Origin of the sequence: Ensifer sp. SSB1, assembly GCF_016652895.1 — a bacterium.
Taxonomy (GTDB): domain Bacteria; phylum Pseudomonadota; class Alphaproteobacteria; order Rhizobiales; family Rhizobiaceae; genus Ensifer.
On record NZ_JAEPRP010000013.1, the window covers coordinates 65,309 to 73,157 of the forward strand.

Genomic DNA, 7,849 nt, shown 5'->3' on the forward strand with positions numbered 1-7,849 from the left:
GCAAGGCCTATCTTAAATCGAGTCGTCGTTGCTTCCCGCCATCTGCCGCTCGCGCTCCTCGATCTCTGCGATCAGCCAGTTGAGAAAACTCTTCGTCACCGGCTTGGTGCGCAACAGTTCCTCCTGGCAGACGAACTGGTAGGTTTCGGCCGGCTCGTAGAAATGGTCGTGCACCAGGCGGATCTGGCCGGTCTTCAGTTCGTGTTCGACCATCGTGCGGTCGATCAGCGCCACGCCCTGGCCCTCCTTCACCGCTTCAAGGATGATGTGCTGGTCGTCGAAGATCAGGTCCTGGTGGCTGCGCGGAAGCGCCAAGCCGGAGGAGGTGATCCAGCTCTGCCATTCCTGAAGGCCACGATAATGCAGGCGGTTGCCGGACAGCAGCGCCTGCTTGTCTTGCTGCTTTTCAAAGAGGTCGCGGCCGCAGACCGGCACCAGGCGTTCGCGCAGCAGCTTTCGGGCGAAGCGTCCGGCCGGCGGCTGCAGGCAATAGGCGATGGTCACGTCGGCCGGGCCTGTGCCGGCGGTGATGGTTTCGAGATGGGAGAGGTGAATCTGCACGCCGGGATTGGCGGCGAGGAACTCGGAGATGCGCGGCGCGATCACCTTCATCGAAAAGAACGGCCCGACGCGCACGCGCAGGATCTTGCCGCTGACGCGCGGACGGATGTGCTGGACGACGCCTTCGAGATCGTCGAAGGCACGCTGGCAGGAGGCGTAGAGCAGTCCGCCCTCGGGCGTCAGCTCGACGCCATGCTGCTTTCTGACGAAGACCCGGAGTCCCAGATTGAGCTCCAGATTCCTGACCTGGTGGCTGATGGCGCCCTGGCCGATACAGAGCTCGTCGGCGGCGGCCGTCAGGCTGCCGTTGCGGGCGGCCGCCTCGAAGGCACGCAGGGACTTGAGGCTCGGCAGGTCACGCATAGGCTGCTCCGGGTTCTGGATCGCGCGCAGCCTACATGAATTTTTTCGATGGCTGGAATGATTTCTTTCACATTGCGAAGGGCGGTGGTCTCCCGCATTGTCGATCCATAATAAAGCAAAACGAAAACTGAAATCGGCCGAAAATCCAGGCAGTTTCGCGCGACAGACACGTCGGGGATAGCCCGATGACCATGCTTGCGAACGGAACGTCATGGCCGGCCGACAGGAAGGACAAAGGGAACGAGATGAAAAAGAAGTTCATGACCGCATCGGCATTGCTGATTCTGATGGCCGCCGGGAGCGCCCGGGCAGAAACGCTTTCGATCGGCACAGAGGGCGATTACGCGCCGTTCAACTATGTGACGGCCGCCGGCGAGATCAAAGGCTTCGACTACGATATCGGCCAGGCGGTCTGCGCCGAAATCAAGGTGGATTGCGTCTGGAGCACCAATGAATGGTCGGGCATCATCCCGGCGCTGCAGGCCAAGAAATTCGACGTGATGATCGCCTCCATGGCGATCAATCCGGACCGCAAGACGCAGGTCGACTTCACCAACCCCTATTACTTCAACGCCATGCGCTTCGTCGCCCGCAAGGATCTCGGCCTCAAGGACATCTCGCCTGAGGCGCTGAAGGGCAAGGTGATCGGCACGCAGTCCGGCTCGGTCGCGGTCGAGGCGCTGCAGCAGTTCTTTCCGGATAGCGAAGTGAAGCTCTATCCGACGATGAGCGAAGTGTTTCTCGACATGGAGAACGGCCGGCTGGACCTGATCCTCGAAGGGCAGATGGCCTTTACCGAGTGGCTCGCCAAGGAAGAAAGCGGCTGCTGCGCCTTTGTCGGCGAGAGCTTCGTGCTCGACACGGCCGAGGGTAACGCCATGGCGGTGCGCAAGGGCGACGCGGCGCTTCTCGCCAAGCTCAATGCCGGCCTGAAGACGATCATGGAAAACGGCACCTACGACAGGATCCGCAAGCAGTATTTCGACTTCGACATCATGGCGAAGCCGAAGACTACGAGCGAGTATTTCCGCTGAGCTTTGCGGCCCTGCCTGCCGAAGTTTGAGGTTCTGCCCCTCATCCGGCCTGCCGGCCACCTTCTCCCGGATTGGCGGGAGAAGGGACAGTGTGGCATCCGCTCGCTCCACTCTCGGCGGTCTTGCTGTGCCTCCGTCGGGAGGCATGCCCCAGGTGAAGGGGAAGGCCGCTGAACTCGTTCCCACTGCCCGCCTGCGGGGAGTGGGTTAGTCCTCGGGTTCAACCCGAGGAGAGGGGCAACCTCCTCGAAAGATGCGTGAGGGGCGTCTCTTCCAAGGTGCCGTGAGTGGCCACCGCGGATCCAAGTCCAACTCCACCCAGAATTCGCCGGTCGCGCTATGCGTTCGACGCATCGTGCGGCCGGTGGACAGGCGCGGCGCCGGGGTTTCGCGTTTTCCCCGGCGCCCGTCTCCTTCTCCAATCCGAAAATGAAAGTGCATGCGATGAGCTTCAGGGTCGCCATTCTCGAATTCAACCAGGAAACCAATACGTTTTCGAAGCTCAAAACCGGGTTTCGCGATTTCGAGGCGTGCCACTATTTCGTCGGCGCCGAGATCGAAAGCCATTGCCGCGGCACCAATTCGGAGATCGGCGGTTTCATCGACTGCTGCGAGCGCTATGGCTGGCAGCCGGTCTATACCGTGGCGGCGCGGGCCGAGCCCGGCGGCAGGATAGAGGAGGCGATGCGACAGCGCTTCGTCGCCGATCTCCAAAGCGCGCTTGAAGGCGAAAAGCTCGACGGCGTCTTCATCGTCTTCCACGGCGCCATGTGCACGGAGACGGCTGATGATGCGCAGATCCAGTTGCTGGAGGTGGTGCGCGGTATCGTCGGGCCGGATCTGCCGATCGCCGCGACCTTCGACCTGCATGCCAATTCGGCGCCGGAGATGGCCGGCCTGCTCGATATCGCCGTCTCCTTCCGCACCTATCCGCATGTCGACATGGCCGAATGCGCCCACAAGGCCGGCGCGCTCTTGAACCGCGCCATGCGCGGCGAAATCCGCCCGGCGCTCGCCATCCGCCAGCCGCCGATGCTGAACGGCTGCAACGACGGGCGCACGACCCATGCCTGCGCCATGACCGAGATTCTCGACATCGCCGACGGGATCGCGGCACGCGACGGCATGCTCGCGACCTCGATCAATGCCGGCTTCTACGATGCCGATATCTTCAACACCGGCCCCTCGGCCGTCATCTGCTACGACCGTAATCGAGTGGCGGCCGAAGACGCGGAAGCCGAGGCCGAGCGTCTCTGCCGCGAGATCTGGGACCGGCGCGAGCACCAGGATGTGCAACTGCCACTTGACGCGCTGCCCGGCATCGTCGAGGCACATTCAGCGAAAGATCGCGCCGGGCCGCTGGTGATCGCCGATTTTTCCGACAATCCCGGCTGCGGCGCCTATAGCGATTCCACCTGCATGCTCGCGCGGCTGCTGGAGATCGGCGTCCGAAGCGCCGCCTTCGGCGCGCTCTGCGACCCGGAGGTCGTGGGCGAGCTGATCGCCGCTGGCACCGGTGCGACGCGCGAAGTGACGCTCGGCTGCAAGATCGACCCCGCCGTCGGCGGCGGGCCGATTAGGGTCCGGGGCAGGGTGGAGGCGATCTCGGACGGCAGGATCGTGTTCGAGGGTCCGATGTTTCAGGGTCTGCCGGCGACGATGGGGCCGAGCGTGCGCTTTCATGTCGAAGGCATCGACATCCTCATCTGCAGCGAACGCCAGCAGATGCTCGACCGCAACCTCTTCCGCGCCGTCGGCATCGAGCCTTCCGATTACCAGATCGTCGTCGTCAAATCGCAGCAGCATTTCCGCGCCGCCTTCGGCCCGATCGCGTCCGAGGTCGTCGAGATCGACGGCGATGGCCTGAGCAGCGCCAATATCGGCGCGCGGACATACAAGCGCGTGCGACGTCCGGTCTATCCGCTGGATGGTGGTGAACTCGGCTGAGGCGCGCTGTCGTTCACTGGCCCATGCGGCGCGGATGGTAACCGTTACGTACTTCCGTGCGCGAGGTCTCCAGAGCTAGCCTTCCTCTTAAGAAGGGGAGCGAAACGTCATGAGCTTCATCGATCTTTTCGCCTGGATCGTGCTGATCGTGCTCGTGGCGAGCACGGTCGCGGTCCTCGTGTTTCTCGCCATGCTGCCGGGGTCGATCGCGAGGCGTCGCAATCACCCATGGGCCGAGGCTGTGAATGTCGCCGGCTGGGTGACGCTGTTCCTCGGTTTCGCACTGTGGCCGATCGCGCTCGTCTGGGCCTATGTGGATGTGCCGCGCGCGCATGAGGCGCATACAAATGGGGGCCTATCGAGCGAGGCGGGCCAGCCATGATCGTTGTCCTGCTCAATGTCTATCTGGCCATCCTCTTCTGCCTGGTGAAATTCAGGATCGTGCCTTTCAACCTCTTCTGGAAGGTCTCGCCGGCGATCGTGTTCCTGCTGCTCCTCATCGGCCTTTTCATCCCGATGAACTGGGGCGCGCCGCAGGGCAAGGCGCTGGTGGTGCGCAATTCCGTGGCGATCGTGCCCGATGTCGCCGGCGAGGTGCTGGAGGTGCCGGTCGCTTCCAACAGTCCGCTGAAGGCCGGCGACGTGCTCTTCCGCATCGATCCCGTGCCCTACAAGGCGAAGGTGGATGCGCTGCAGGCCCAGCTGTCGCTGCAGGAGCTCCGGCTTTCGCAGATGACGAAGCTGCAATCGCGCGACGCCGCGACCGAATTCGACGTGCAGCAGCGCCAGGCGGATGTCGACAATCTGAAGGCGCAGATTACCAATGCCGAATGGGAGCTCGGCAAGACGACGGTCCGCGCGCCCGCCGATGGCTATGTGACCAATCTTGCGCTCCGCAAGGGCGCGCGGGTCGCAACCCTGCCGCTGTCACCGGCGATGGCCTTCATCGATACGTCCGAGACGATCATCGGGGTGGAGATCAACCAGATCGACGCGCGCTACATCGAGCCCGGCCAGAGGGTGGAGGCGACGTTCAAGTTCGCGCCCGGCGAGACCTATACCGGCCAGGTCGAAGGCGTGCTGCAGGCAATCGCCTCCGGGCAGGCGCGCGTCTCCGGCACGGCGGTAACGCCGGAGGCGGTCGCGGCCGCACCCTTCGTCGTGCGGGTGAAGCTCGACGACCAGGCCTTCGCCGCACGGCTGCCCGCCGGTGCTGCGGGAGATGCGGCGATCTTTACCGACCGGGTGAAGGCGGCGCATGTGATCCGCCGGGTTCTCCTGCGCCAGATCGCGATCGCCAACTACATCAATCCGTTCTGATCCTTTGTCATACGCAGCCTCGTGCCAGTGGTTGTTAAGCGACCGTTTGGGACATAGCATGGCGTCCGCACACCCGGATCAGAGCCGCGACAGATCATGACACTTTCCGCAATCCAGACGCCGCAAGTGCTGTTGACCAGCGCCGGCAGAGCGTGGCGCGGGCTTGCCGCGGATTTCATCCATATTCCCCGCGGGCGGGTCGATGTGCCCGGCGGCGAAATGCATCGGCTGGGCATGCATTTCGGCCCGCCGGTCAACGCCGATTGTCGCTATGGCGGGCGTCGCATGCGCCGGGTGCAGAAGCCGGGGGATATCGACATCGTGCCGGCGGGCGTCGACGGGTCCTGGGAGGATGATGCGGACTGCCGGATCCTCAGGCTGAGTTTCTCGCGTTCGCTGCTCGATGGCGTGGCGGCGGATCTCGGGCGGGGGAGCGTCGAGCTGCTGCCGCAGATGCAGGTGCGCGATATCAGGCTCGAGGCGATCGGCTGGGCGATCAAGGCGGACCTCGAAGCAGAGACGCCGTCCGATCCGCTCTATGTCGACCTTCTCGCCAATGCGCTGGCCGTGCGGCTGATCGAGACCGCGACCGGCGGCGCGCGGGCGGAAGGGCGCAGTGAACCCAAGCTCTCGGCGCGGCAATTGCGGGTGCTGACCGAGTACATAGAGACCCATCTGGACCCGCGGCTGCATCTCGCCGATGTCGCGGCGGTCGCGGGCTTGAGCGCCACGCGGCTGAAGGTCCTGTTTCGCAACAGCACCGGCCTGCCGGTGCATCAATATGTGATCCGCCGCCGTGTGGAATTTGCTCGTGCGCTGATGACCACGACGACGATGCCGGCAAGCGAGATCGCGGTCGCCGCGGGCTTTTCTCATCAAAGCCATATGGCCTCGACCATGCGCCGACTTCTCGGCGAGACGCCGGGTGCAATCATGCGGCGCTCCAGCGAAATCTGACCGAAGCTGCAAAATCCTGGCTGAATCTGTGCGACCGGGGTCCGCCTGATCCCTAGTCCTTGCCCGTCTTCAGCAAGGAAAAGAGATCATGTTCGTCATTCTCGGAGCGGCCGGAAAGGTCGGGGCATCAACGGCGTCGGCACTGCGCGCGGCGAAGCTGCCGGTGCGGGCGGTGCTGCGCGACGCGGCAAAGGCCGGGCCATTGCAGGCGATCGGCTGCGATATCGCCTTTGCCGATCTGCGCGACACGGCAGCGCTCGGCGCGGCGATCGCGGAGGCCGAGGCCGTGCAGATCATCCTGCCGCCGCCACTCAAGGCCAGGGATGCCCGAGCAGAAATGCGTGCGCTCACGGAGAGCATGGCCGAAGCGCTGGCGCAGGCGCGGCCGAAACGCGTGCTGGCGATCTCCGACTATGGCGCCCATGTGCCCGGGGATATCGGCATGCCCACCGTGTTTCGTCTGTTCGAGGAGCGGCTTCGCCGGCTCGACATGCCCAAGATCTTCCTGCGGTCGGCCGAACACATGGAGGGGTGGGTGCGCGGCATCCCGGCGGCGATCGCAACCGGTGCTCTGCCGAGCCTGCATCACCCGGTCGAGCGGACCTTTGCCGCCGTTTCGACCGGAGATGTGGGGCGCATGGCTGCGGCGCTTCTCCGCCGTCCGGGCGCGGATACGGCAGAGCAGATTGTGCATGTCGAGGGACCGCGTCGCTATAGCGCCAGCGACGTGGCCGTGGCCCTGAGCCAGTTGCTCGGGCGCACGATCACCGCGAAGGCGGTGCCGCGCGGCGGGTGGCAGGAAGCGCTGGAACGGGCCTTGAGCGCCAGCACCGCCCGGCTTCTGGTCGATCTTTACGACGCCCACAACAAGGGCGGTCTGATCGACGTCGAGCCGGGCGGCGAGGTTCGTTACGGAACGACGGGATTGGTCGAGGCTCTGCGGCCCTTCGTGCCGGGCTGATGGAAGGGGCATCGCGGCGTGACGCATCGCGCGTCGTCAGCCGCGAGATGCCGATCCCTTCCAGCCCGCAACCTCACTTTTGACGGCGAATACGCCAAAGCCCCGCGGTCGGATCACCGCGGGGCTTCAAGGCTTGGTGGCAGGAGGCGCCTGATTTTCGCTCGTGCGGGCCAGGCGACAGAGGTGCGCGGGTGGGGCCCGGCGGGTTGGGGACAGGACCGCCGGGACCATGTGGGCCCTACTGCCGAGCCTCCTTCGACAGCAGGGTGAGGCCGAAGAAAACGAGGCCGGCAGCGGTGAGGGCAAAGCCCGCCCAGACGGCCGAGAGCAGGCCATGACCGGCCGCGATCGCCGCACCTCCGGCCTCGGCACCGACGGCATTGGCGACGTTGAGGGCGGCAAGGTTCATGGCGCCCATCAGGCTCGGGGCTTCGGGAGCAAAGCGGGTGAGGCGCACCTGGATCGTCGGGATCGGAGCCATGGTTGCGGCACCCACGCCGAAGAGGGCGGGGAAGAGCAGCCACGGGTTTGCCGCGCCGACTGCAAGCACAGCCAGCGTGGCGAGAGCGGCTGCAAAGCCGAGCACGATACCGCGGGCCGGATAGAGGTCGGCAAGCTTGCCGCCGACGAGGTTGCCGACCGTCATGCCCATGCCGAACAGTGCCAGAGCGACCGGGATCATGGCCGGCGACAGGACAGCGACATC

7 protein-coding genes and 1 pseudogene are annotated in these 7,849 nt (G+C 64.8%); 6 read left to right on the top strand and 2 right to left on the bottom strand.

Going from position 1 to position 7,849, the window contains the following annotated elements; all coding sequences use genetic code 11:
* Positions 1-12: 12 nt before the first annotated feature.
* Positions 13-924 carry a LysR family transcriptional regulator gene (locus tag I8N66_RS05480; RefSeq protein WP_291150610.1) on the bottom strand — a complete coding sequence of 304 codons (912 nt, stop codon included), beginning with the start codon at positions 922-924 and terminating at the stop codon, positions 13-15.
* Between the two features lie 245 nt (positions 925-1,169).
* On the opposite strand from I8N66_RS05480, the gene I8N66_RS05485 reads away from it, so the two are divergent.
* The 6 genes from I8N66_RS05485 to I8N66_RS05510 all read left to right on the top strand — a co-directional run bounded on the left by I8N66_RS05485 (position 1,170) and on the right by I8N66_RS05510 (position 7,143).
* On the top strand, positions 1,170-1,958 hold the full coding sequence (locus I8N66_RS05485; RefSeq protein WP_291150613.1) for a transporter substrate-binding domain-containing protein: 789 nt from the start codon (positions 1,170-1,172) through the stop codon (positions 1,956-1,958).
* 444 nt (positions 1,959-2,402) lie between these two features.
* Complete coding sequence (locus I8N66_RS05490; RefSeq protein WP_291150615.1) at positions 2,403-3,905, top strand: M81 family metallopeptidase; 1,503 nt, start codon at positions 2,403-2,405, stop codon at positions 3,903-3,905.
* A 109-nt stretch (positions 3,906-4,014) separates the two neighbouring features.
* Entirely contained in the window at positions 4,015-4,287 is a 273-nt protein-coding gene (locus tag I8N66_RS05495; RefSeq protein ID WP_113539024.1) for a DUF3302 domain-containing protein, read from the top strand.
* On the top strand, positions 4,284-5,225 hold the full coding sequence (locus I8N66_RS05500) for an efflux RND transporter periplasmic adaptor subunit (protein WP_291150619.1): 942 nt from the start codon (positions 4,284-4,286) through the stop codon (positions 5,223-5,225). Before I8N66_RS05495 ends, I8N66_RS05500 begins: the two co-directional genes overlap by 4 nt.
* A gap of 96 nt (positions 5,226-5,321) precedes the next feature.
* Positions 5,322-6,182, top strand: coding sequence for an AraC family transcriptional regulator (locus I8N66_RS05505; protein ID WP_291150622.1), 861 nt, complete (start codon positions 5,322-5,324; stop codon positions 6,180-6,182).
* 88 nt (positions 6,183-6,270) lie between these two features.
* The gene (locus I8N66_RS05510) at positions 6,271-7,143 is read left to right on the top strand and encodes an NAD(P)H-binding protein (RefSeq protein ID WP_113539027.1); all 873 of its coding nucleotides are present in this window, start codon (positions 6,271-6,273) and stop codon (positions 7,141-7,143) included.
* 238 nt (positions 7,144-7,381) lie between these two features.
* Here the strand turns inward: I8N66_RS05510 and I8N66_RS05515 are convergent.
* Positions 7,382-7,849, bottom strand: a pseudogene (locus I8N66_RS05515) (MFS transporter); the annotation flags it as partial.

Bases quoted from the DNA above. Each gene is read 5' to 3' on its own strand.
- I8N66_RS05485 (WP_291150613.1), top strand. From the start codon at position 1,170: ATGAAAAAGAAGTTCATGACCGCATCGGCATTGCTGATTCTGATGGCC.
- I8N66_RS05510 (WP_113539027.1), top strand. From the start codon at position 6,271: ATGTTCGTCATTCTCGGAGCGGCCGGAAAGGTCGGGGCATCAACGGCG.
- I8N66_RS05490 (WP_291150615.1), top strand. From the start codon at position 2,403: ATGAGCTTCAGGGTCGCCATTCTCGAATTCAACCAGGAAACCAATACG.
- I8N66_RS05505 (WP_291150622.1), top strand. From the start codon at position 5,322: ATGACACTTTCCGCAATCCAGACGCCGCAAGTGCTGTTGACCAGCGCC.
- I8N66_RS05500 (WP_291150619.1), top strand. From the start codon at position 4,284: ATGATCGTTGTCCTGCTCAATGTCTATCTGGCCATCCTCTTCTGCCTG.
- I8N66_RS05480 (WP_291150610.1), bottom strand. From the start codon at position 924: ATGCGTGACCTGCCGAGCCTCAAGTCCCTGCGTGCCTTCGAGGCGGCC.
- I8N66_RS05495 (WP_113539024.1), top strand. From the start codon at position 4,015: ATGAGCTTCATCGATCTTTTCGCCTGGATCGTGCTGATCGTGCTCGTG.